Source organism: Bradyrhizobium sp. URHC0002, assembly GCF_054059515.1.
Genome location: NZ_JBSSCF010000001.1, coordinates 8,236,460 through 8,259,440, shown reverse-complemented (window position 1 = coordinate 8,259,440; position 22,981 = coordinate 8,236,460). Strand labels below are relative to the sequence as shown.

Here is a 22,981-nt window from a genome sequence, read left to right as displayed (position 1 = left end):
GTTCGCGCATAACTGAACAACCCACGGAACGACGGTCTATTTCTCTTTGGCCTTCGCTGCTTCCCTAGCTAATCGCTCAGCCCGCAATCGTTCATAGTTCTTTTGGAAGGCTTCCCGCGCTTTTTCGTATTCAGTTACCGGCCTTCGCTTATGTGCGGGTAGAAAAGCCGTTTCCGCCGGTCGTTGCGCGCGGTCTTTCGTCAATTTATCGATCATGGAATCCTCGTCTGCATTATCTACGCCGCTGCTTGCGGCGAGCAGATGCCCGAACGTTTTTATTTTCGGCCGTGCGCTGCGAGGCTGGACGCGTGTTACGGGATTGCGGTTTGCGTTTCCGCTCGGGTTGCGGGTCGACGACAGGCTCGGGTTGCCTGTTACCGACCAGCTGGGGTTGCGTATTGCGGACCGCCTCGGCCAGCATCTCACGCAGCTCGGCCTTTGTCTTCTTATCGCTCATAGATCACCTTCGTGACCGATGAGGCGACGGTAGCGCGGCCACAGCGCCCCGCAAGAAAAAACGCTGATTAAGGTTGCTGGTTAAGTTTAATGGCGGTGGCTTCCCAGGGAAGAGCAGATCTTGAACATTCGCTGCTTGATGTGTGCGTTTTGACGTAGTTCGAACATTGCTGCTTGGCTTCTTTGGGACACTCGCGTCGCGGTCGGACCGCCACGGTCGTGATCGGAGATGCGAGGCACTTCGATCGCGCCTCGAAGAATCCCGTAATTCTCCGTGCTACTCACCATTACGTCGGTCCTGATGTCGAAGATCTCCCACGCGCACTCGAGAGCCCACCAAAGCCTCTTCTCCGTACGGAACAAGTTGCCCAGAGCCACACGGTTCGATCGGAATCCGATGCGTGCTATCATTGTCTTGGCGATGCTGGCTTCTCGGGCTTGATGATGTTGTGCAGCGAACACGGCGCGAAGCGCGCCGCGGCGCCGGCTTAAGGGCGAGCGCCTAAGCCTTCGTTTCGTTCTGTACTCCCTTCAGATGCCGGACGATCACCTACGTTCTATTGATCCGATGATCGCGATCGTCCTAGGCTGCATGCGTTGAAAAAGCGCACAGCCCAATGAAGTGCGACGGTGAAAACGGGATGATCGACGAACAGCGACGATAACAACGAGAGGCGACTGCAGTGCTCGACTGGTCCGAAAGTCTCAGATCTGGCAGAACCGCGCGATGCGCAGTTTGTGATGGCAAGTTTGGTCTCGTCCGGCACTACTCGTGGCGAACCCCGCTTTGTTCCAGGAAGTGCGTCGATCGCCTCAGAGCTCGCAGGGAAACTGACCGCAATTGGGTGGGCTGGCTCCAAATCGCCTTCGACCAGCTGCCACAGAACCGCGCGAGGGCTTAATGACGGTCCAGATCTGACAATGAAGGAATATTAGAGACAGCACGGACTTTGCTCCGCGCCGTCAAAACCATGACCGACTCAGCGATCGCGAGCCAGCCTCAGCCCCCTTGCCGGGGACTACCAGTTGTCAGCTGAGCAAGCTTCGCATGCCGATGCGGCCAAAGCATTCACGCTATCGGCAACTGGCGCTGAACGCGAGTGGCGTACCGGGAATCAACGCCGACTACTTCGCGGCCATCCGCATGGCGATCATCACGGCCGCTGATGAACTGTGGGAATGATTGATCCGATGACGCTGGAAATTATCCTGTTGTTACCGGGGGCCAACGTTCTGTGTCTTGATCCTGCTTGCGTTCGGGGGACTGGGCATCGTGCAGCCTCACGAACGCCGACGGCGCTCGTAGGTCATGGCTTCTCGGAAGAAATGCCTAGTGACGTTGGGACGCCCGGCGCGCGGACCAGTCACGAGCTTTTTATTCCTTCGTTACCGCCTGCGAGGCTTCAAAGTCGGCGCAGAGTTCCTAAGTGTAAATGTACATGATATCCGTCATGTAAAGACGGACTCATCTTCCAGTTAGGTTTGGAGCGAATATGGGCGAGGTTATTCGATTTATCCCAAAGTCCGAGCGCGAGCGAGCCCGCCTAATTCGAGAAGCCCGTGCGATATATGACAGCATCTTCCCGCCGGCTGATCCGGTCTGCGAGCAACGAAAGACGTCGGTAAGTCATACGGACAGCGTCTCCAACGTCGATCGTAGCAAAGGGGTTCTCCTGTCGTGATCAAGATCATCGCCGTGCTCTGCAGTCTCTCCTCCCCGGCAAATTGCCACGAGCAGACCATCACCACCTCGGACTTCGCTGACGTCTCGATGCAGTCCTGCCTGGTGGGCGCGCCGCAACTCGCTGAGTGGATGAAGCAGCATCCGGCCGAACGCCTGGCGGCATGGCGCTGCGTGATTGGCAAACAGGAGGGCAGGGGAGCTTAGGCTGGAAAGCGGCTTCTCCGGATGCTTTGAGCCGCTTAATCACAATGGCTACGATTACTGACTGCGTCCCTTCGATCGCCACCAAGGCCAGGCGATCGAGTAAGTCCTTGTTTTGTGGTGCATGAGTCCGGAAGTGACATGGTCAAGAAGGCCGCGCGTTGGCGCGCAACCTCGATTGGTCCAAGGGCGGCGGCGGATTTAGAAGTCTCTGCAGATGCGGCTGGTGGCATTCCTCGCTACGGCATCACGCGGCGCGGCGGCAATAACGATCGTCTATCGACTCTATGGCGAGAGGTGATTTCCCTCGCCCGCGTTGCAAGGTCATTCTCGTCGGGTGGTGTGTAGTCATCTTTAGCACGAACAGGAGCTACCATGAAGATGATCGACGAACGTCGAGGATGATACCAAGAGGAGGCTACCATGCCCTACTGCTCCGAAAGTCTTAGATCTGACAGAGCCGCGCTATGCGCAGTTTGTGATGGCAAGTTTGGTCTCCTCGGCCACTACTCGTGACGAACCCAGTTTTGTTCCAGGAAGTGCGTCGATCGCTTCAGAACTCGCAAGGAGAGTGATCGCAATTGAATGGGCTGGCTCCGAATCGGCTTCGACCAGTTGCCGGAGAACCGCGCGAGGGCTTTATGACGGTCCGGCTGACCCTGAGAATGTCCGTTAATTGGGGAAAACCGAAGTGAGCGGCGCACGGTCAAAGTGACGCGAATGACCCGACCCGGAAATTAGCCTCTAGCAGGACGCGGCACTGCTGTGATTTGATAATTGCAACGCGAGTTCGCAGAATTTTCAGCTATCACAGGAGCAACCTTGAATACTGTTCTAATATCTCAGTTGGTAGCGGCCGTCATCGTTGCGTTGTTTGCGGCATACAACTTGTTTCATTACGTACTTTTTCTTTTGGTGACCCGACCGAAGGACGCGAGCAAGATCGGCCACCAGCTGAATAAATTCGAGCAGCGCCAACTGATTGAGTGGACGCCAAAGCCGAACGACTTTCTCAAACATGACGACGAAAAGCGCACATATGATGATGTGTTCGGCACGTATCGCGACGAGCAATCGAACTACAGCACGTGTGTGTTTCCCCGATTTGCATTTTCGCACCCTTATGAGGCCGAATATGCACTTTTGAAGCCGAAAGACGGGATGCGATTCCTGGATCTCGGATGCGGCTCCGGCGCGGCAGCCGAATACCTCGCTATGCGGAGCAATATCGAAATTGTGTGCGTGACCAATTCATCTGTGCAGGCGGAGATCTGCCGGCGGAAATTTGCGAGACTTGGCGGGCGTGGACAGGTGATCGTCATCGACTTCGACAGCCTCGATCTCCCGAATGAACACTTTGATGCCATCTATGCGCTCGAGTCGATTGGCTACACCAAAGACCTGGACGCGTGGCTAGCTAGGTGCTGGCGGATGCTCAAACCGGGAGGACGGTTGCTGATCCATTCGCCGGGGTCGCTGGATCATTGTCGCCGTACCAAGGATTACCTGAGTGTCACCGCCTTCTTCGAGAATTGGCGCTACAATTTTGTCGGAGCCAATCTTCTCGTCTACAAGATGCGCCGACTTGGCTTCAGCCCAATCCACTATCGGCGACTACCATTCTTGGCTTGGGGAGTAACCTGGAACTTCATTCAACACATGCTGTTGTGGAAGTACCGGCTAAAGATGCGCACATTCGTGGAACTGGAGCGAATCATTTGGCGAACGTCGAAGGTGTTTGTGTTTAGCAACCCGTACAACACGGTGCTGGCCACCAAACCCAAGGCACCATCTTGCTCCCAAACTCACACATCGGAAGCAGTTGCTGGCGCTGCCGAGATTGATCATGAGGTCCGCGCATCAATACCGGCCGCATGATAATCGCGGTGTTCTGCGTGTATCTGCGTTCCTCCTGGCGGGCAATGACGTCGGCTTTGGCCCAAGTTCGGGGCTGTTCGTCTTCGATCCGCTCTGGAAGAGCGGCCTTTCTATTGGCTGTGAAGGCGCGACTTCCGTTGTTGTGAAGGTTTTCGGATGCCGGCCCCCATGACGGTGGCTCGGCGCACACCGGGGGCCGGCGTCCGCAAACCTCCAAGGGAGGAAACCGCGGGAAAGGATATGTGGGTGGTGCGGCGTGGGCTATGGGGATTTGAGCGCCGCGGATGAGGTGTGTGATTGGAATCGAGGCGATCCAGCAGTCTGGCCGATGGTGAAGCGGCTCATGCATGAGCGGTGGATCGGGTCGAACGCGGCGAATTCCCGGACGATTTGAGACGGCAGCTGGATGTCAGAGCGCGCTCTGCCGTGGCCGGTCGAGAGCCGGCGAACGGGACGAGCAGATTTGCGGGATTGTGACGCGGTCATGAGGTGTCGACCCTGATGACGATCGGTGGAGGTGTCGGCTGGTGCCGTGGCGTTGCACCGCGCGCGAAGACCTCGATGATGATCATGCGACCGCCGCAGCATGGACAAGCCGGCTTGCCGGGATCGACGGCGGCAACGGTGGGCTGGCCTTCAGGTTTTGCCACGGCGAGCAGCTCACGCGCGCGGGCGATGTTGTCGGCGCGCGTGCCACTGGCGAACAGGCCGTAGTGACGGATGCGGTGGAAGCCTTGTGGCAGGACGTGGATCAGGAATCTGCGGATGAACTCGCCGGTGGAGAGTGTCATGACCTTCTGCCGTTCGCACTGCTCGGCGCGGTAGTCCTTCCATTTGAAGGTCACACCTCGCTCGTCGAGCGAGATCAGACGACTATTGGAGATTGCCACGCGGTGGGTATAGCGCGACAGATAGGCCAGCACGGCCTGTGGCCCGCCGAACGGGCGCTTGGCATAGACCACCCATTCGGCTCGGCGCAGCGGCGCCAGATACGCCGCGAACGCCTGCGCATCGGCGAGAGCGGCATGATTGCCGAAGAACTTCAGATGGCCGGCTTTGTGCGCCACGATCAGCTTCTCCAGGAACAGCCGCCGGAACAGGCGGGAGAGCACGCGGACGGGGAGGAAGAAGCCCGGTCGGCAAGATATCCAGCTTTTGCCGTCGAGCGAGATGCCGCCGCCCGGCACGATCATGTGGACGTGCGGGTGATGGGTCATGGCCGAGCCCCAGGTGTGCAGCACGGAAGTCACGCCGGCCCGAGCGCCGAGGTGCTTGGGGTCGGCGGCGATCGTGGTCAGGGTCTCGGCCGAAGCCTTGAACAGCAGGTCGTAGACAACAGCCTTGTTCTGGTAGGCGATGTCGGCGATGGCCGCCGGCAGCGTGAACACCAAATGATAGTACGGCACCGGCAACAGGTCGGCCTCGCGCGCAGCGAGCCATTGCTTCGCCGCGGCTCCCTGGCACTTCGGGCAGTGCCGGTTGCGGCAGGAGTTGTAGGCAATCGTGGTATAGGCGCAGTCCTCGCAGCGCGCGACATGGCCGCCGAGCGCTGCGGTGCGGCAGTTCTCGATTGCCGACATCACCTTGAGCTGACCGAGGCTGACATGGCCGGCATTGGCTCTGCGCCATGCCGGTCCATGGTCGCGGAAGATATCCGCGACTTCCAAAGCCGGGCGCGACATAAGCGCCTCAGCGTCAGCCGGGCGGCCGGATCTCCTTGAGCTTGAGCGCGACGTGCTCCAGCGGGCTCATGACCTCGCTGATCGTCTTGGTGGCGACGCGGGTATAGAGCGCCGTGGTGTCGAGCTTGGCATGACCGAGCAGCACCTGGATGACGCGGACGTCGATGTTCTGCTCAAGCAGGTGGGTGGCAAAGCTGTGCCGCAAGGTGTGCAGCGAGACGCATTTGCTGATCTCGGCCATCTGGGCCGCGGCGTGACAGGCGCGATTGAGTTGGCGCGTGGTCATCGGCTGCGCCGGATTGCGGCCGGGGAATAGCCAGCCCTGCGGGCGCGCCGCCCTCCACCACGCCCGCAGCAGGTCGAGCAGGTGCGGCGACAGCATCACGTAGCGGTCCTTGCGGCCTTTGCCCTGCTCGACGCGGATGATCATGCGCTTGCTGTCGATGTCGGAGACCTTGAGCGAGATCACCTCGGTAGCGCGCAGGCCGGCGCCGTAGGCCACGCTCAGCGCCGCCCTGTACTTGAGCCCCGGCGCGGCATTGAGCAGTCTTGCCACTTCCTCCACGCTGAGCACCACCGGCAGCTTGCGCGGTTCGTGAATGACATGGGTGTGCTCGACGATCTCGTGGCGCCTGAGCGTGACCTTAAAAAAGAACCGCAGCGTCGAGACGGTCTGATTGAGCGTCGGCACGCCAACGCCGCTCGCTGCCAGATGCAGCTGGTAGCGCCGCACGTCCTCGAAGCTCGCCATATCGGGTGATCGCCCGAGGAACGCGGCGAAATTCTTGACCCGTTGCACGTAGTCATGTTGGGTCTTCGGCGCGAACTTGCGGATCGTCATGTCTTCGATCATGCGCCGCCGCAATGGGCTCATGGCCTCGTCGGTCATGGGGATGCTCCTGTCTTGAGTGAGGTTGTTGAAACCCCTCGATCTCAAGACAGGACGCCCCGTGGCGCTATCGTCTTGGCTGTGCCGCCCGCCGCAGCGTCCTACCGCGCGAGCGGTTTAGTCCTATGGCCCTTCGCGGGATTTCGCTGCTGAGCGCCAAACGCGTCGCTTTAGAAGCAAAGCGGACATAATCCCCGACGCGGCGCGCCCCGCGTTTATGGGTACGCTAGCCAAGCCGCAGCGTGCAGGGGTTGCCCTTTTGTCTACGCATCAGGCCCGGGTCGTCACGCTCCATTGTAGGGCAGCAGAGTCACAATGGGAATGCAGCGGGCCGGCGGGCTTGGTCGCCCCGTTTTTTGCCACCTTGTGACCAGCCGAATTGTACGCTGGAATGCTAGGGAACGCGCTGACTGGCTGCGGCAGGTTGCCTTCGGCCACAAGGGTAATTTGATCTTTCGTTGCATGTCAGCGACCAGAATCCTTTGGGGACAAATCCTTGTCGTCTTGACGGTCGTGCTCGTCATGATGTGGGCCGCGACGCAATGGACGGCGTGGCGGTTAGGCTACCAGCCGCAGCTTGGCCAACCGTGGTTTGAACTCACGCATGGCGTTCCCGTCTATCTTCCGCCGGCCTTCTTCTGGTGGTGGTATGTCTACGATGCCTATGCACCGCGCGTGTTCGTCGAAGGGGCATGCATCGCAGCGTCGGGTGGAATTATCTCTATCATGGTGGCATTTGCGATGTCGGTGTGGCGGGCCAGGGAAGCGGAGACCGCCGCGACGTACGGTTCGGCCCGCTGGGCGAACCAGCTTGAGGTTCGCGCTACCGGGCTTGCCGGGGCGGACGGCGTGATACTCGGCCGTTTCCAGCAACATTATCTACGTCACAATGGACCGGAGCACGTGCTGTGTTTCGCACCTACTCGATCCGGCAAGGGCGTCGGACTGGTAGTTCCGACGCTCCTGACCTGGCCGGGAAGCTGCATCGTCCATGACATCAAGGGAGAGAATTGGACGCTGACGTCCGGTTTTCGTGGTCGGCACGGCCGGGTATTGTTGTTTGATCCCACCAATTCACGGAGTGCGGCCTACAATCCCCTTTTGGAAGTGAGGCGAGGGGAATGGGAGGTTCGCGACGTCCAAAACGTGGCCGACGTGCTGGTCGATCCCGAAGGGTCGCTCGAACGGCGGAACCACTGGGAGAAGACCAGCCACGCCTTGCTGGTCGGCGCCATCCTTCACGTCCTTTATGCGGAACAGGACAAGACGCTCGCTGGCGTTGCCAGTTTCCTTTCCGATCCGAAGCGCCCGATCGAGACCACGCTTCGCGCGATGATGACGACGCAGCACCTCGGCGAAGCCGGAACGCATCCGGTGATCGCGTCCGCAGCGAGGGAGTTGCTGAACAAGAGTGAGAACGAGCGATCAGGCGTGCTCTCGACCGCGATGTCCTTTCTCGGCCTCTATCGTGACCCCGTCGTCGCCCAGGTGACACGGCGCTGCGATTGGCGCATTCGCGATCTTGTTGAGGACGATCAGCCAAGCACGCTCTATCTCGTGGTACCTCCGTCCGACATCAGTCGAACCAAGCCCTTGGTGCGGTTGATTCTCAACCAGATCGGCCGCCGTCTCACTGAGGATCTCCAGGCCAAGGGTCGCCGGCATCGGTTGCTGTTCATGCTCGATGAATTTCCGGCGTTGGGACGGCTCGATTTCTTCGAGTCCGCGCTTGCCTTCATGGCGGGTTACGGTCTCAAGAGTTTTCTCATTGCCCAATCCCTTAATCAGATCGAGAAGGCTTACGGGCCGAACAACGCCATTCTCGACAATTGTCATGTGCGCGTGTCCTTTGCTGCCAACGACGAACGCACCGCCAAGCGCGTGTCGGACGCGCTTGGGACGGCCACCGAATTGCGTGCCATGAAGAACTATGCCGGCAACCGGCTTAGTCCCTGGCTCAGCCACCTCATGGTTTCGCGGCAGGAAACGGCGCGGCCATTGCTCACGCCGGGTGAGGTGATGCAGCTCCCACATGACGACGAGTTGGTGCTGGTTTCCGGCGTGCCACCCATCCGTGCCAAGAAGGCGAGGTATTTTGAGGATTTACGTCTGGCTGAGCGCGTGCTGCCGCCACCGGAACCATGCACCGATGGACGCGAAGATGGCGGTCCGTCGGACGACTGGAGCCAGTTGCGAGCCCTACCAAAGACAAATGTGCCCAAGCCTGCAATCCTGTCGGACCTCCGACAAGCCGTCGAGGATCCCGCAAATTCTGGCATACGTCGTGAGCCCGAGCTTCCAGAGCATGAAGATTTCGCACCGAAAACCTCACCGCCTTCGCCGGAGTTCGACTTTACCGACGACGAGGGCGACGATGACGCCGTGCACGCTCGCGCGCTGCGCACGAACGTCCTCAGGCTAGCGCGCCAGACCGCGATGGACCCGGGCGATGGTATTAAGCTCTAGGATGAGATGATGCGGACCAAACATACGTTTCGCTTGCCTCCGGAGCTTGCGAGGCGGCTTGCCGATCACGCCAGCCGAAAGCGGGTACCTCAGGCGCTCGTCGTCGAAACCGCGCTGGCGTCATTCTTGTCACCAGATGATTCGGAGCGGATGGAAGCTGCGCTCGGCCGTCGTCTTGACCGGCTGACGCGGCAGGTTGAGCGGCTGGAGCGTCACATCACCATCTCAAATGAAGCGCTGGCGTTGTTCGTGCGGTTCTGGCTGACGGCAACACCGCCGTTGCCGGACACGGCGCAGCCGGCTGCACAGACCAAGGGCCGGGAACGCTATGAGGGTTTTGTCGAAGCGCTGGGGCGCCGCCTGGCCAGGGGCCAGACCTTGGCCCAGGAGATATCGCTGGACATCGAATTGGCGCAAGCGTCGCCAACCGTTCCCCGTGAGTGATTTCGCCGTCTGCTTCTTTTGCTACGCCACCGTACGTTACTTGATCTGAGCTTGTTGCGCGAGTGCGCAACCGGCTCTTTCTACTGATCCCCATCGGGCGAGCCACCTTGGCTCGGCGGCCTTGGGGGTAAGCGTGACAGTTCGTTCCTTTCAGTCCGAGGCGGTATCCCGTGGTGCACGCATGTTGCGTACTGCGCTCGGACCGGCGATAGCGGCCTGGCTCGAAGACGCCGGGATCGTCGAGGTCATGCTCAATCCCGATGGCCGGCTCTGGGTCGATCGGTTGGCGGGAGGGCTGGCGGATACCGGAGAGCGTCTCGCTGCAGCCGACGGCGAGCGCATCGTGCGGCTCGTTGCCCATCACGTCGGCGCTGAGGTTCATCCCTCAAATCCGCGCGTCACGGCCGAGTTGCCCGAGACGGGAGAACGTTTTGAGGGGCTGCTGCCACCCGTGGTCACTGCTCCAGCCTTCGCCATTCGCAAGCCGGCGGTGGCCGTCTTCACCCTCGACGACTATGTCGCCGCCGGCATCCTCACAGCCGCTCAGGCTGAAGGGCTACGGAACGCTGTCCGAGAACATCAAAACATCCTCGTGGCTGGCGGCACCTCGACTGGAAAGACCACGCTGGCGAATGCGCTCCTGGCCGAGGTCGCCGAGACGACCGACCGCGTGGTGCTGATCGAAGATACTCGCGAGCTTCAATGCAAGTCGGAAAACCTCGTGGCGTTGCGCACCAAGGACGGCGTCGCCTCGCTATCCGACCTCGTGCGCTCCTCGCTCCGGCTGCGTCCCGACCGGATTCCGATCGGTGAGGTACGTGGCGCCGAGGCGCTCGATCTCCTCAAGGCGTGGGGTACCGGCCATCCCGGGGGCATCGGCACCATTCATGCCGGCACGTCGCTAGGCGCTCTCCGCCGCCTCGAACAACTCATCCAGGAAGCGGTCATCACCGTACCGCGCGCGCTGATCGCGGAGACCATCGATGTGATTGCCGTTCTCTCCGGCCGCGGAGCGGACCGACGGCTGGCAGAACTCGCGCGCGTCGAAGGCCTCACGCCCGACGGTGACTACCTCATCCGAGTAGCAGGAGACCAATCATGAAAGGCGTCACCTTGAGACGCGCAATAACAGCCATTTCCGTATCTCTCAGCTCTGGAGGGATAACGCGTGCAGCATATGCGGCGGGGTCCAACATGCCGTGGGAGCAGCCGCTCAACCAGATCCTGCAATCGGTCGAAGGACCAGTCGCCAAGATTTTAGCCGTGATCATCATTATCGTGACGGGACTTACGCTCGCCTTTGGCGACACTTCCGGCGGTTTCCGACGCCTGATCCAGATCGTGTTCGGTCTGTCGATTGCATTCGCGGCATCGAGCTTCTTCCTCGCATTCTTCTCGTTCGGCGGGGGGGTGCTGATCTGATGGACGGGCCCGTTGAAGGATTTGCAATTCCGGTGCACCGCGCTCTTACCGAACCGATCCTGCTCGGCGGCGCGCCGCGGTCGGTAGCCATCATCAACGGCACCGTTGCCACGGCGCTCGGTCTCGGTCTGCGGCTTTGGATCGCTGGCCTCGTGCTCTGGGCCATCGGCCATGCCGCCGCCGTCTGGGCCGCGAAGCGCGATCCGCTCTTTGTCGAGACAGCAAGACGCCATCTGCGCATCCCCACCCATCTGAACGTGTGAGCAACCGATGATGAACCTCGCCGAATATCGCCGTTCCACCACGCATCTTGCGGATTTCCTGCCGTGGGCCGCACTGGTCGACGAAGGCATCGTCCTCAACAAGGACGGATCGTTTCAGAGGACCGCGCGCTTTCGCGGGCCCGATCTTGATTCCTCCGTTCCAGCAGAACTTGTTGCGGTTGCCGGCCGGCTCAACAATGCACTGCGTCGCCTCGGGTCCGGCTGGGCGGTGTTTGTGGAGGCGCAGCGATATCCTTCGAACGCCTATCCGCCGAGCAGTTGCCCGGATGTGGCATCGGCCCTGGTCGACGCCGAACGCCGAGCTCAATTCGAGGAAGAAGGGGCCCATTACGAGTCAGCCTATTTCCTCACCTTCCTGTATCTGCCGCCGGCGGAGGATGCGGCGCGTGCCGAGCGCCTGCTTTATGAGGGACGGGAGCGCGGTGAGGCTGCCGACGCCCATGAGATGTTGCGCGGCTTTGTCGACCGGACCGACCGTGTGCTGCAACTGGTCGAAGGGTTCATGCCGGAGTGCCGGTGGCTCGATGACGGCGAGACCCTGACCTACCTGCATGCCTGCGTCTCGACCAAGATACATCGCGTCCGCGTCCCCGAGATTCCCATGTATCTCGATGCGCTGCTGGCTGACCAGCCGCTGACGGGCGGACTCGAACCGATGCTGGGCGGCCAACACCTGCGTGTACTCACGATCGTCGGGTTCCCGACGGCGACCACGCCGGGCATCCTGGACGAACTCAATCGGCTTGCCTTCCCCTATCGTTGGTCGACCCGGGCGATCATGCTCGACAAGGGGGACGCAACCAAGCTTTTGACGAAGATCAGGCGGCAATGGTTCGCCAAGCGGAAATCCGTCGCCGCGATCCTGAAGGAGGTGATGACCAACGAGGCTTCGGCTCTCATCGACACCGATGCCCACAACAAGGCTATCGATGCCGACGCCGCGTTGCAGGAACTCGGCTCCGACCTGATCGGAGAGGCATTTGTCACCGCCACGATCACGGTCTGGGACGAGAATCCGCGCATCGCGGATGAACGATTGCGCCTGGTCGAGAAGGTGATTCAGGGACGCGACTTCACCTGCATGGTGGAAACCGTCAACGCAGTCGATGCTTGGCTGGGCTCATTGCCCGGCCATGTCTATGCCAACGTCCGCCAGCCCCCGGTTTCAACCCTGAACATCGCCCATATGATACCGCTGTCCGCGGTTTGGGCAGGGCCGGCGAGAGACGCTCATCTCGGTGCGCCGCCGCTGTTCTTCGCGCGGACGGAAGGATCAACGCCGTTCCGCTTTTCTCTCCACGTCGGGGACGTCGGACACACGCTGGTGGTCGGTCCGACCGGTGCGGGCAAATCCGTACTGCTCGCGCTGATGGCGCTGCAGTTCCGCCGGTATCCCACCTCCCAGGTCTTTGCCTTCGACTTCGGCGGGTCGATCCGGGCAGCGGCGTTTGCCATGAACGGCGATTGGCACGATCTCGGCGGGGCGCTGTCCGAAAGCGCCTCCGAACCGGTCGCCATGCAGCCGCTAGCCATGATCGACGATGCGGCCGAGCGCGGCTGGGCGGCGGAATGGATCGTAGCCATTCTCGCCCGCGAGAAGATCGACATCACGCCTGAAGCCAAGGACCATCTTTGGTCGGCGCTGTCTTCGTTGGCGTCGGCTCCTATCGGCGAACGCACGCTGACCGGTCTTTCCGTGCTGCTGCAGTCCCAGAGCCTGAAAAGGGCCCTTCAACCCTACTGCCTTGGCGGTCCTTTTGGACGGTTGCTTGATGCGGAGGTTGAACGGCTTGGAACAACTTCGGTCCAGGTCTTTGAAACCGAGGGATTGATCGGGACCGGTGCCGCACCGGCCGTGCTCGCCTATCTCTTTCACCGTATCGAAGGTCAGCTCGACGGGAGGCCGACGCTACTTATCATCGACGAAGGTTGGCTCGCACTCGATGACGAAGGGTTTGCCGGCCAGATTCGCGAATGGCTGAAGACGCTGCGGAAGAAGAATGCCTCCGTCATCTTCGCCACCCAGTCGCTCTCGGATATCGACGGCTCCGACATTGCGCCTGCCATCATCGAGTGCTGCCCGACGCGGCTGTTCCTTCCGAACGAGCGGGCGATCGAGCCGCAGATCACGGCTATCTATCGGCGCTTCGGTCTCAATGACCGGCAGATCGAGATCCTGGCGCGCGCCACGCCCAAGCGCGATTACTACTGCCAGTCCCGGCGCGGCAATCGCCTGTTCGAGCTGGGTCTTGATGAATTCGCGCTCGCCTTCACCGCGGCTTCCTCAAAGGCCGATCAGACAATGATCGAGCGCGTTCTCGCCGAACATGGCCGCGAGGACTTTGTCATGGGCTGGCTCGCCGCGCGTGGGCTGAGTTGGGCTGCCGATCTCATTCCCGGTCTCAGAATCCAGGAAGGTTTGTCATGAAGCGTCTCCGTTACCTCGCGGCGAGGACCGCCGTCGCCATTGCCATCGTAAGTGCGGTTTCGCCCACCTCGGCCCAACTGACCGTGTTCGATCCCAGCAATTACGCGCAAAACGTGCTCACGGCCGCGCGGGAGCTGCAACAGATCAACAACCAGATCACCTCGCTGCAGAATCAAACCCAGATGTTGATCAACCAGGCCAGGAATCTTGCCAGCCTGCCGTATTCCTCGTTGCAGCAACTCGAGCGGTCGATCCAGCGAACCCAACAGCTTCTCGCCCAGGCGCAGCGCATTGCCTACGACATCAAGCAGATCGATCAGGCCTTCTCGACGACCTATGCGCCGGCTTCAACGAGCGGATCAGATCAGGCGCTGATCGCAAATGCGAAAACACGCTGGCAGAATTCTATAGCAGGCTTGCAGGATGCTTTGCGCGTTCAGGCGACCGTGGTCGGCAACCTTGACACTAACCGCACGCAGATGTCGGCCCTCATCAGTTCAAGTCAGGGCGCAACCGGGGCGCTGCAGGCCAGTCAGGCCGGTAATCAAATTCTTGGCTTGCAGGCGCAGCAACTCGCCGACTTGACCGCAGCGATTGCTGCGCAGGGACGGGCACAAAATCTCGAAACTGCCCAGCGCGTCGCCGCACAGGACCAGGGGAGGGAACAGCTTCGTCGCTTTCTCGCACCCGGGCGTGGCTACCAACCCTCAAGCGTGCAGATGTTTCACCGATGAGCGGGCCCAAAGGAAGCAAGCAGCTGCTCGTCGTGGCCACGGCAATCATCGTTCCAGCCTTCTTCGTCGCAGCTTGCGCAATTCAGCTTCGCGGCGATGGCGGCGGTGTCGCAGTAGGATCGTCGCTAACCCAAGCGACCGATCCGGCTGCTGCCGAGCTCGAACGCTGCCGGACGGTCTCCTCCGAGCAGGCGGCAGAGCTCCAGGAATGCCGTCGCGTTTGGGCAGAGAATCGCCGTCGCTTCCTCGGACAAAGGAAAGCGCCAGCCGCTCCCTTCATCAATGCCCAACCAAATGCTCCGCCGCCTTCGTCAGCGCCGCACAAAGATCCCGGACGCGTTCTCGGAGCTCGGCCGCCCCTTGCCACCCCGAAGAGCGAGTAACCCGATGGGTGGTACCGGCGTCATCGATCGATTTCTGGAAACCTTTACCCGCTATATCGACTCTGGCTTTGGGCTGCTTGGTAACGAAGTCGCATTCCTCGCGACCACGCTCGCCGCGATCGATGTCACGCTGGCCGCCCTGTTCTGGGCCTGGGGCACCGACGAGGACATCATCGCTCGCCTTGTGAAGAAGACGCTGTTTGTCGGCGTGTTCGCCTATCTGATCGGTAACTGGAACAACCTTGCCCGAATCGTTTTCGAGAGCTTTGCCGGTCTTGGCCTCAAGGCATCGGGCACTGCGCTGTCGTCAGCGGATTTCCTGCGCCCGGGACGGATCGCGCAGGTCGGTGTCGACGCGGGGCGGCCAATTCTAGATTCGATCTCGGGCTTGATGGGCTATGTCAGCTTCTTTGAGAATTTCGTCCAGATCGCAGTGCTGCTGCTCGCATGGGTGATCGTGTTGCTCGCCTTCTTCATCCTGGCGATCCAGCTCTTCGTCACCCTGATTGAATTCAAGCTGACGACGCTCGCGGGCTTCGTCCTGATCCCCTTCGGCCTGTTCGGCAAGACGGCCTTCGCCGCGGAGCGCGTACTCGGCAACGTCATCTCGTCAGGCGTCAAGGTCATGGTGCTCGGCGTGATAGTCGGCATCGGCTCGACGCTGTTCTCGCAGTTTACCCCGGGCCCGGGAAATGCGCAGCTCACCATAGAAGATGCCATGGCCCTGGTGCTCGCGGCATTGGCGCTGCTGGGCCTGGGTATCTTTGGGCCCGGCATCGCCAACGGCATTGTCTCCGGCGGTCCGCAGCTCGGCGCTGGCGCTGCTATTGGTACGGGGTTAGCGGCCGGTGGTGTCGTGGTGGCCGGAGCAGGTCTTGCGGCCGGCGTCACCGGTGCACTCGCCGACGCCGCACGCGGCACGGCGGCGCTGGCAGGTAGCGCGAGCGGCGCGTTTCGGGCGGGTGGTCTGTCCGGCGTCGCGGATGGCGGCGCGTCCGCCGCGACGAGCCCGCTTCGTCGCGCCGCGGCAAGTCCCGGCAACAGTTCGGCATCAGCCGGCGGCGCTGCGGCCGGTGAAGATGGTGCCGGCCAGGTACCAGCAAGTTCCTCACCGCCGGATACTCAGTCGGGTTGGACCAGACGGATGAAGCGCATGCAGACCATGAGCCGTGGGGCTTCGGCCGCTACCAACGCCGTGCGCTCGGCCGACCATGGTGGCGGAGGCGCCTCCGTCGATCTCTCTGAAGGAAAGCCGTGATGTTCAAACGACCATCCGTTCATTATGGCCGCACGTCTGCGCCCGTAACGCCCTATCAGAAAGCGGGGCAAGTCTGGGACGAACGCATCGGCTCGGCGCGCGTGCAGGCGAGAAACTGGCGGCTGATGGCGTTCGGATCTCTCATCCTGTCGACAGGACTCGCATCCGGTCTCGTCTGGCAATCCACACAGGGAAGCATTACGCCCTGGGTCGTTGAGGTCGATCGTCTCGGCCAGGCACAGGCGGTCGGCCCAGCCAATCCCTTCTATCAGCCGGCCGATCCGCAAATTGCCTTTCATTTGGCACGCTTCATCGAAAACGTGCGTGGGCTGCCGGCTGATGCCATCGTGCTGCGGCAGGACTGGCTGCGCGCCTACGACTTTACGACCGACCGCGGCGCCGCGGCCCTTAACGACTACGCCCGCGTCAACGACCCCTTTGCCAAACTCGGCAAGCTGCAGATCGCTGTCGAAATATCCAGTGTGATCCGTGCTTCGCCGGAGAGTTTTCGCGTCGCCTGGGTCGAGCGACGCTACGACAACGGCCAGCTTGCCGCCACCGAGCGCTGGACCGCCATCCTCACCATCGTGATCGAAACCCCGCGCGATGCCGATCGCCTGCGCAAGAACCCGCTCGGGGTCTATGTCAACGCCATCAACTGGTCGAAGGAGCTTGGGCAGTGAGGATGCAGATTCCTGGAGTCGCCAGCCCGAGTTTGATCAAGGTAATGGGCCCGATCTTGCTTGTTTGCCTATCGGCAATCAGTGGCTGTACCACCTTCAAGCCGCCGCAGATCAGCTACGACGACGATGTCCCGCCACTTTCCAGTCCGCCATCGCTAGTGGAGGATCGTCCACGATCCCTGCACGTCCCGCCGTCCTGGACGGCAGCGAAGGGAGGCAAGAAGAGCGCAGCAGAAGCCAACGAACCCGTCACCCGGATCGAGACCGCCAATGATGCCGCACGCGTCGAACCGCGAAAGGGCGGCTACTTCAACGCGGTGCAGGTCTTTCCGTTTAGTCCCGGTGCCCTCTATCAGATCTACGCAAGCCCCGGGCAGATCACCGATATCGCACTCGAGCCCGGTGAGCAGCTCACGGGGTCGGGGCCGGTTTCGGCTGGCGACACCGTGCGATGGGTCGTCGGCGACACCGAAAGCGGAAGTGGCGATACCAGACGCGTCCACATCATGGTCAAGCCGACGCGGCCTTCGATTGAGACCAACCTCGTGGTCAATACCGACCGGCGCACCTATCTCATCGAGCTGCGCTCGCGTGAAAAGCCTTACATGCCCTCGGTGGCATGGTTCTATCCCGAGGACCGGCCCGGTCGTGCCCGAGCTGTTCCGCCGGCGCCAGTCCTACCCGACTCTTCCCAGCGGCGCTATCGCTACACCATCGAGGGTGACGATCCGCCCTGGCGGCCGGTCGGCGCCTATGACGATGGCCGCAAAGTCTATATCGAGTTCTCGCCTGGCATCGTCCAGGGAGAGATGCCACCGCTGTTCGCCGTCGGTCAGGACGGCAAGCCTGAGATCGTCAATTACCGAGCCTATCGGAACGTGCTGATCGTCGATCGGTTGTTTGCCGCGGCCGAACTGCGGCTTGGCGGCGAATCCCAGCAAAGGGTCCGAATCATCAGAAGTGACGGGAGGCCGTCGTGACTGATAACCAAACCGCCGGCGCTGGTGGTACTGGTTCTCCGTCGCCGAAAAGCGCTGAGGAGATAGCCGGCTCACTGCGCCTGCGTCCAGAACGTCCGCCGGTCACACGCCTGTCGCGAAAGGTCTTGGCCGGCGGCGCGGCACTCGCGCTCGTTCTCATCGCCGGAGCCGTGCTGTGGGCCCTGCAGCAAAATCGCACGCGTGGTCCAGCTTCCGAAGAACTCTACAGCACCGATCACCACAATGTGGCCGACGGTCTTGCCGGGCTGCCGCGCGACTATGCGGGTATCCCCCGCGACGCCCCGCGCCTCGGGCCGCCATTGCCGGGCGATCTCGGTCGCCCCATTGTGGCGGCCCAAGCCCGGTTTGGACCGCTTGCAGTGGATCCCGAACAACAGCGGATGAGCCAGGAAAGCGAGGCCGCGCGCACCAGCAAGGTTTTTGCATCAACGAACGTGGGATCACAGGCGGCAGGGATTCCTGCCGAAACGACCGCAAATGCTGCGCCATCATCCGATGAGGCGTTTACCCAAAATGGACAGGATCGCAAGCTTGCCTTCGTCAATGCCTCGGTCGATCGCCGCACCACGAGCCCTGATCGTGTGACGAAGCCGGCGTCACCCTTCGTGGTGCAGGCTGGGTCTATAATTTCTGCGGCCCTCATCACCGGTATTCGTTCTGATCTACCAGGGCAGATCACTGCGCACGTGACCGAGAACATTTTTGACACGCCGACCGGTCGCTGGCTGCTGGTGCCCCAGGGTGCGCGGCTAGTCGGAATCTACGACAGCCAGGTTACCTTTGGACAGTCGCGCGTCCTCCTCGTCTGGACACGCCTGATCATGCCGAACGGCCGATCGATCGTCCTTGAGCGGCAGCCCGGTGCCGATACCGGCGGGTATGCTGGGCTTCAGGACGAGGTTGATCATCACGGGGGCGAGCTGTTCAGGGCGGCGCTGCTGTCGACCTTGCTTGGTGTCGGAGCCGAACTCGGATCCGGCTCGGATGCCGGCAACGGAAACAGCGCCATTCTACAGGCGCTTCGCCGTGGGGCAGGGGATTCCCTGAACCAAACCGGCCAACAGGTCGTTCGGCGCAATCTCAACATCCAGCCGACCCTGACCATCCGACCGGGTTTTCCGGTGCGGGTAATCGTCAATCGCGACCTCGTGCTCGAACCATACAGAGGCTGAAAGATACATGGCGAAGCTGAAACTCGGCACCATTGCCGATGACAAGCCGGTCAAGCTCACCGTAGAGCTGCCGGCCGACGTCCATCGCGACCTCGCGGCCTACGCCGTCGTGCTTGCCCGTGAAACCGGACAATCGATCTCGGATCCGGGAAAGCTAGTTGCACCAATGCTAGCGCGGTTCATGGCAACCGATCGAGCCTTTGCGAAGGCACGGCGCAAGGGTCAGCCAGCGCAAGGCAGGGGATAGCGTTCGCTCAACAGTTTGAGGAAGTTCGCCAGAGCGGGATTGTCATTATCCTTGCGCCAGTGCGCTGAATAGTGAACTTGGCTCGGTCCCATCCCGTCTCGCACCTCTCGATAAGTCAGGCCGGCGAAAGCGACGCCGATGTCGGATTCGGCCACCAGGCTGACGCCGAATCCTATGGTTATGAGGGTCTTGATGATACCTCTACTAACGTCATGGCGTTCGATCTTGGGGCGGTCTGCTGTCGAGATGAGCTTCGCCAACAAGAGGTCCTCAAGTTCTCGACCCGGATCATATTGGCTGAGAAGGACTGTTTCATTCCGTAGGTCGGTCCAGTAGATCGCCTTCTTAGCGGCCAGTTGATGCCCCTCAGGCAAAGCCACCAGGACGCGCTCGCTCCACAGCGGCAAGGCGTTGCTGTCAAAGACGTGTCCCCCGTCGGTCGCGATGACAACGTCGATAGCGCCATTGCGTAAGGCGGTGACGAGGCGCATTCGCGACCTTTCGACCATGCCAAGTGCGACCTGCGGGCACCGCTGCCTGAAATCTACCAACGTCGCCCGTAAATTGCCGGCCGACAGCGATGTAAAAAATCCCACAGACAGCCGGCCAGCCTCGCCGCGTCCGTTGGACTTGGCTGACGTAACCAGCGCATCCATTTGTTCGAGAATCGACCGCGCCGCCCGGAGAAAATCCCGGCCAGCCGATGTGGCGCAGACGCCGCCGCTCGATCGCTCGAACACAATCACGCCTATCGATTCCTCGAGCTGGTGAACGCAACGGCTCAGCGTAGATTGCTGTGTCAACAACACTTCAGCGGCCCGCCGGAAGCTTCCATACTCCGCGGAAACAACCGCATATCGGAGGTATTGAAGGGGGATCGTTGAAGATTGATTGCGGAGAGACAAATATCTGTGGTCTTGTTCGTCGGCCATTCGCGACCATGATGCTCTGAGAAGGCAGGAGCATCGATCAGATATTTAGAATCGGGTGATTTCATCGGCCGGTTGTGTTCATTATTGGGCGTTGCCGTTCGCCACAGCGATGCCAGTTTCTGGACCTAGGTCTAGCCGGGAACGCGAACAAGCTGCGCGCGGCCGCACTCACTAGCTGTGATCGCCAGCGCCTTCCATTCGGTCCGATTCCATGATGCGTTCTCTACAACTCAAGCAGCGCGGACGGTGACAAGAAACTTCGCGACGGCCGCTTTCAGATGGGCGCTCTCGTTGGAGTGTGATTGGCGGATTGCAAAACTTGTGTCGACGCCGAGCCCGTCTGAACAGATCCTTCACTCACGTCGCTAATGTTGGCGGCGACTTCAGCGGTACCGATGGCAGCCTGTCCGACATTGGCGGCGATTTCGCCGGTCATAACGCCCTGTGTCTCAATCGAGGCAGCAATATCCGCTGCAATTTGGGACACACTACCGATTGGTCAACCGACGCTGACGATCCGTCCGAGATATCCGGTTCGCGTAATAGTCAACCGAGATCTCGTGCTCGAGCCCTACAAAGGATGATCAGGTATGACCAAGCTTAAGATCGAATCGGTTTTAGACGAGAAGCCGGTCAAAATCACTCTCGTGCTGCCGGCAGATTTCGATCGAGATCTAAGGGCCTATGCCCAACTCTTAAAGGTTGAGAGTGGTCGCTCAGTGAGTGATAGAGCGATCGGCAGGGTTCTGTGTCGGTCCGAACGCTGTCAACGCCAGAGTTTAATCAGCTGCGCAGCCACGCTCGGAAGATCTGACCCGACAGCTACCGGCGCCGCCGGCCAGCCAAGCACCGCCAGCTTGGGCGGCGGCGCATTGCCGGGTCTGGCAATAAGCGCTGCTGGACAACCAACGTTCTGCGCCCCGAGAGTATCCCACACATGGGTCGACACCATGCAAATCTCGGCCGTCGATGCATATAGCTCCTCCGCGGCCATGTGATACACCTGCGGCGCCGGCTTATATCGACGCACGAGATCAACACTCAGCAATCTTTCAAAGTAACCATCGATGCCGGCGTGCCCTAGCTGTGCGATCTGGACGCCCTCCGGCGAGTTCGAAAGCGTAACAAGCCGGAAACCGGCGTCCTTCAATTGCTTCAGGCCGGCCGGCACGTCGGGGTGCGCGGGCATCGTGGCGGCTCGCTTTCCCAGCTCTACGATATCGGCCTGATGAATCGAGACCCCGTAAATCGAGCCCATCGATTTCAGCACGGCCTCCGATAAATTAAAGAATGGCGTGTAAGGCCCACCTGCCAGGGTTATTGCTTCCGAGTAGAGGATCAGCTGCGTATACCATTCGTTCACCGACTTCCCGTCGCCGAATAGCCGTTCAAACAGCGGCGCCAAGTGCCGGATGTTGAGCAGCGAATCATTGACGGCGAATGCAAGGATCGACGGCACCACAGCGCCGCTCTTGCTTTCTTGAGCGCCTGCGGGTGCAGCCCGCCCGACAGCACTCGCCGTCACGCCGCCAATTGCGGCAGCTCCGAGGCCTGCAAGTAGCTTGCGTCGCAGCACCGAGAATCGAACGTCGTCGGTCATGGGTTTGCTCCTTTCCACTCGCTAAAATTGAACCACTCCTCACTGGCAGTCCGCGCGCGCTGGGCGGCGCTCACTTCGGGCGCGTTGAGAACTGTGGTCGTCAGCAAGACCGTAGCAGCGAGAATCCAGTGGTACGAAGCGTCGAGCCCAGTGAAATGGAAGGCGGAGGGGGCAGTGATGGAGACCACACCCAATGCGCGCTCCACCCAGAGATGCAGCCAGTAATGGATGACCCGGACAAGCCCCGTCGCGTGGTCCGTGAGAGCCGGCAGCAGCAGTGCCGTTACGCGGGTCACCACCGAAAGCCACTGCGCGACAGGACTGCTCTTGCTTAGCTTCAACAGGAATGGCGCGACCATCAAGACGATGGCAATAGGATAGTCGATTAGATAGGTGTGGATAGATTTTGTGACGAAGCGACAGGGCAAAGCGTAACTCCTGCATGCTGGGCTGCTCGATCGAGTTCTTCGGACATCGAGAGTAGGGGCTGCGCACACGAGCGGCGGATCGACCGCGTTGTGAACGATGGACCACCCGTGCTGCCACCAAGTATCGATGAGGTGTATGAGGAGGGTATTCCGGTCTGCGCGCCGTTAGAAATGTCGGATCGTTATCGTTTTCATTCTCTCCGGCGCCCGCGTCTAAAGCTTGCAGACGCCAACGACCCCCGAGCAGGAGGTCAGAGCAAGCGCTCGAGTAGAAATCTCTTCCATTTGAACAGCTCCCGGTTTGTCCATCCTAACTGATGCCAACCTAGCACCGGCGGAGCGAGAGCCTTCCAACCCATCGATTTTGAGCAAATCTTGTTCTGACCCCGTGTTCACAGTTCGTCCAAAGTAGCGTGAATCTGCGCATTGTTCTTGTCAGGGCCCTAATCACTCGGGGCGCCGTCCTCTTCGATCTGATACGCAACGAGAGACGCGGTTCGCCTCTGACCGATAGTTTGAAGGGGCGGTCCCGTAGTGCTTCCGGAGTCGAGTGAAGCTGCTGCGGCTCTGATACCCGGCATGAAGTGCAACTTGCTCGATGGACAATGCATTGGCCGCCAGCAGGCCAGACGCATGCGAAGACGTCTCAGGACGGAGATCGGCGATTCACCAAACGCGCCCCCTTAAGCGAAAGCATTGTCTCTTTGAG

The 22,981-nt window shown here is 60.8% G+C and carries 25 protein-coding genes and 2 pseudogenes; 19 read left to right on the top strand and 8 right to left on the bottom strand.

Translation table 11 applies throughout. The features are described 5' to 3' along the window. Positions 1-36: 36 nt before the first annotated feature. Both ACVWVY_RS39890 and ACVWVY_RS39885 read right to left on the bottom strand, forming a co-directional pair. Entirely contained in the window at positions 37-216 is a 180-nt protein-coding gene (locus tag ACVWVY_RS39890) for a hypothetical protein (protein ID WP_456631511.1), read from the bottom strand. 16 nt (positions 217-232) lie between these two features. Beyond that, positions 233-457: a hypothetical protein gene (locus ACVWVY_RS39885; protein WP_456631510.1), complete on the bottom strand. Its 225-nt coding sequence runs from the start codon at positions 455-457 to the stop codon at positions 233-235. 1,047 nt (positions 458-1,504) lie between these two features. Between ACVWVY_RS39885 and ACVWVY_RS39880 the strand changes: the two genes are divergently transcribed. The 4 genes from ACVWVY_RS39880 to ACVWVY_RS39865 all read left to right on the top strand — a co-directional run bounded on the left by ACVWVY_RS39880 (position 1,505) and on the right by ACVWVY_RS39865 (position 4,219). Next, entirely contained in the window at positions 1,505-1,639 is a 135-nt protein-coding gene (locus tag ACVWVY_RS39880; protein WP_456631509.1) for a hypothetical protein, read from the top strand. Positions 1,640-1,949: 310 nt separating this feature from the next. Next, positions 1,950-2,138, top strand: coding sequence for a hypothetical protein (locus tag ACVWVY_RS39875; protein ID WP_456631508.1), 189 nt, complete (start codon positions 1,950-1,952; stop codon positions 2,136-2,138). Beyond that, positions 2,135-2,344 carry a hypothetical protein gene (locus ACVWVY_RS39870; RefSeq protein WP_456631507.1) on the top strand — a complete coding sequence of 70 codons (210 nt, stop codon included), beginning with the start codon at positions 2,135-2,137 and terminating at the stop codon, positions 2,342-2,344. The genes ACVWVY_RS39875 and ACVWVY_RS39870 overlap by 4 nt, the downstream gene beginning before the upstream one ends. Positions 2,345-3,163: 819 nt before the next feature. Continuing rightward, complete coding sequence (locus ACVWVY_RS39865; RefSeq protein ID WP_456631506.1) at positions 3,164-4,219, top strand: SAM-dependent methyltransferase; 1,056 nt, start codon at positions 3,164-3,166, stop codon at positions 4,217-4,219. A gap of 482 nt (positions 4,220-4,701) precedes the next feature. Here ACVWVY_RS39865 and ACVWVY_RS39860 read toward each other — a convergent pair whose 3' ends face one another. Together ACVWVY_RS39860 and ACVWVY_RS39855 are read right to left on the bottom strand one after the other, a co-directional pair. Then, on the bottom strand, positions 4,702-5,901 hold the full coding sequence (locus ACVWVY_RS39860) for an IS91 family transposase (protein WP_456631505.1): 1,200 nt from the start codon (positions 5,899-5,901) through the stop codon (positions 4,702-4,704). 13 nt (positions 5,902-5,914) lie between these two features. Continuing rightward, positions 5,915-6,790, bottom strand: a complete 876-nt coding sequence (locus ACVWVY_RS39855) for a tyrosine-type recombinase/integrase (RefSeq protein ID WP_456631504.1) — start codon at positions 6,788-6,790, stop codon at positions 5,915-5,917. Positions 6,791-7,252: 462 nt separating this feature from the next. Here ACVWVY_RS39855 and ACVWVY_RS39850 point away from each other — a divergent pair, with 462 nt between their 5' ends. From ACVWVY_RS39850 to ACVWVY_RS39790, 13 genes are all read left to right on the top strand, one after another. After that, positions 7,253-9,256, top strand: coding sequence for a conjugal transfer protein TraG (locus ACVWVY_RS39850; RefSeq protein WP_456631503.1), 2,004 nt, complete (start codon positions 7,253-7,255; stop codon positions 9,254-9,256). Between the two features lie 9 nt (positions 9,257-9,265). Beyond that, positions 9,266-9,700: a CopG family transcriptional regulator gene (locus tag ACVWVY_RS39845; protein WP_456631502.1), complete on the top strand. Its 435-nt coding sequence runs from the start codon at positions 9,266-9,268 to the stop codon at positions 9,698-9,700. Between the two features lie 181 nt (positions 9,701-9,881). Next, positions 9,882-10,802, top strand: a complete 921-nt coding sequence (gene trbB, locus ACVWVY_RS39840; protein WP_456631501.1) for a P-type conjugative transfer ATPase TrbB — start codon at positions 9,882-9,884, stop codon at positions 10,800-10,802. Further along, positions 10,799-11,122, top strand: a complete 324-nt coding sequence (locus ACVWVY_RS39835) for a TrbC/VirB2 family protein (protein ID WP_456631500.1) — start codon at positions 10,799-10,801, stop codon at positions 11,120-11,122. The genes trbB and ACVWVY_RS39835 overlap by 4 nt, the downstream gene beginning before the upstream one ends. After that, the gene (locus ACVWVY_RS39830) at positions 11,122-11,385 is read left to right on the top strand and encodes a VirB3 family type IV secretion system protein (protein ID WP_456631499.1); all 264 of its coding nucleotides are present in this window, start codon (positions 11,122-11,124) and stop codon (positions 11,383-11,385) included. The genes ACVWVY_RS39835 and ACVWVY_RS39830 overlap by 1 nt, the downstream gene beginning before the upstream one ends. A 7-nt stretch (positions 11,386-11,392) precedes the next feature. Next, complete coding sequence (gene trbE, locus ACVWVY_RS39825; RefSeq protein ID WP_456631498.1) at positions 11,393-13,834, top strand: conjugal transfer protein TrbE; 2,442 nt, start codon at positions 11,393-11,395, stop codon at positions 13,832-13,834. Continuing rightward, entirely contained in the window at positions 13,831-14,568 is a 738-nt protein-coding gene (gene trbJ, locus ACVWVY_RS39820; protein ID WP_456631497.1) for a P-type conjugative transfer protein TrbJ, read from the top strand. The genes trbE and trbJ overlap by 4 nt, the downstream gene beginning before the upstream one ends. Beyond that, the gene (gene trbK-alt, locus ACVWVY_RS39815) at positions 14,565-14,951 is read left to right on the top strand and encodes a putative entry exclusion protein TrbK-alt (protein ID WP_456631496.1); all 387 of its coding nucleotides are present in this window, start codon (positions 14,565-14,567) and stop codon (positions 14,949-14,951) included. Before trbJ ends, trbK-alt begins: the two co-directional genes overlap by 4 nt. Positions 14,952-14,955: 4 nt before the next feature. Then, a complete protein-coding gene (gene trbL, locus ACVWVY_RS39810) occupies positions 14,956-16,209 on the top strand; it encodes a P-type conjugative transfer protein TrbL (protein WP_456631495.1) in 1,254 nt (417 codons plus the stop codon). After that, positions 16,209-16,892, top strand: coding sequence for a conjugal transfer protein TrbF (trbF, locus tag ACVWVY_RS39805; protein ID WP_456631494.1), 684 nt, complete (start codon positions 16,209-16,211; stop codon positions 16,890-16,892). Before trbL ends, trbF begins: the two co-directional genes overlap by 1 nt. A 44-nt stretch (positions 16,893-16,936) precedes the next feature. Further along, positions 16,937-17,872, top strand: a complete 936-nt coding sequence (trbG, locus tag ACVWVY_RS39800) for a P-type conjugative transfer protein TrbG (protein ID WP_456632443.1) — start codon at positions 16,937-16,939, stop codon at positions 17,870-17,872. 62 nt (positions 17,873-17,934) lie between these two features. Next, positions 17,935-19,065: a TrbI/VirB10 family protein gene (locus ACVWVY_RS39795; protein WP_456632442.1), complete on the top strand. Its 1,131-nt coding sequence runs from the start codon at positions 17,935-17,937 to the stop codon at positions 19,063-19,065. Positions 19,066-19,072: 7 nt separating this feature from the next. Next, positions 19,073-19,312: a DUF2274 domain-containing protein gene (locus ACVWVY_RS39790; RefSeq protein ID WP_456631493.1), complete on the top strand. Its 240-nt coding sequence runs from the start codon at positions 19,073-19,075 to the stop codon at positions 19,310-19,312. Here the strand turns inward: ACVWVY_RS39790 and ACVWVY_RS39785 are convergent. Beyond that, entirely contained in the window at positions 19,288-20,244 is a 957-nt protein-coding gene (locus tag ACVWVY_RS39785) for a LysR substrate-binding domain-containing protein (RefSeq protein WP_456631492.1), read from the bottom strand. The two genes, ACVWVY_RS39790 and ACVWVY_RS39785, sit on opposite strands and share 25 nt — an antisense overlap. Before the next feature lie 500 nt (positions 20,245-20,744). Here ACVWVY_RS39785 and ACVWVY_RS39780 point away from each other — a divergent pair. Together ACVWVY_RS39780 and ACVWVY_RS39775 are read left to right on the top strand one after the other, a co-directional pair. Then, a pseudogene (locus tag ACVWVY_RS39780) lies at positions 20,745-20,828 on the top strand (TrbI/VirB10 family protein); the annotation flags it as partial. Between the two features lie 6 nt (positions 20,829-20,834). Beyond that, positions 20,835-20,954: pseudogene (locus tag ACVWVY_RS39775) on the top strand (DUF2274 domain-containing protein); the annotation flags it as partial. A gap of 56 nt (positions 20,955-21,010) precedes the next feature. On the opposite strand, the gene ACVWVY_RS39770 reads toward ACVWVY_RS39775, so the two are convergent. From ACVWVY_RS39770 to ACVWVY_RS39760, 3 genes are all read right to left on the bottom strand, one after another. Then, positions 21,011-21,844 carry a haloacid dehalogenase type II gene (locus tag ACVWVY_RS39770; RefSeq protein WP_456631491.1) on the bottom strand — a complete coding sequence of 278 codons (834 nt, stop codon included), beginning with the start codon at positions 21,842-21,844 and terminating at the stop codon, positions 21,011-21,013. Next, a complete protein-coding gene (locus tag ACVWVY_RS39765; RefSeq protein WP_456631490.1) occupies positions 21,841-22,272 on the bottom strand; it encodes a hypothetical protein in 432 nt (143 codons plus the stop codon). The genes ACVWVY_RS39770 and ACVWVY_RS39765 overlap by 4 nt, the downstream gene beginning before the upstream one ends. Positions 22,273-22,719: 447 nt before the next feature. After that, positions 22,720-22,878, bottom strand: coding sequence for an AraC family transcriptional regulator (locus ACVWVY_RS39760; RefSeq protein WP_456631489.1), 159 nt, complete (start codon positions 22,876-22,878; stop codon positions 22,720-22,722). Positions 22,879-22,981 lie beyond the last annotated feature (103 nt).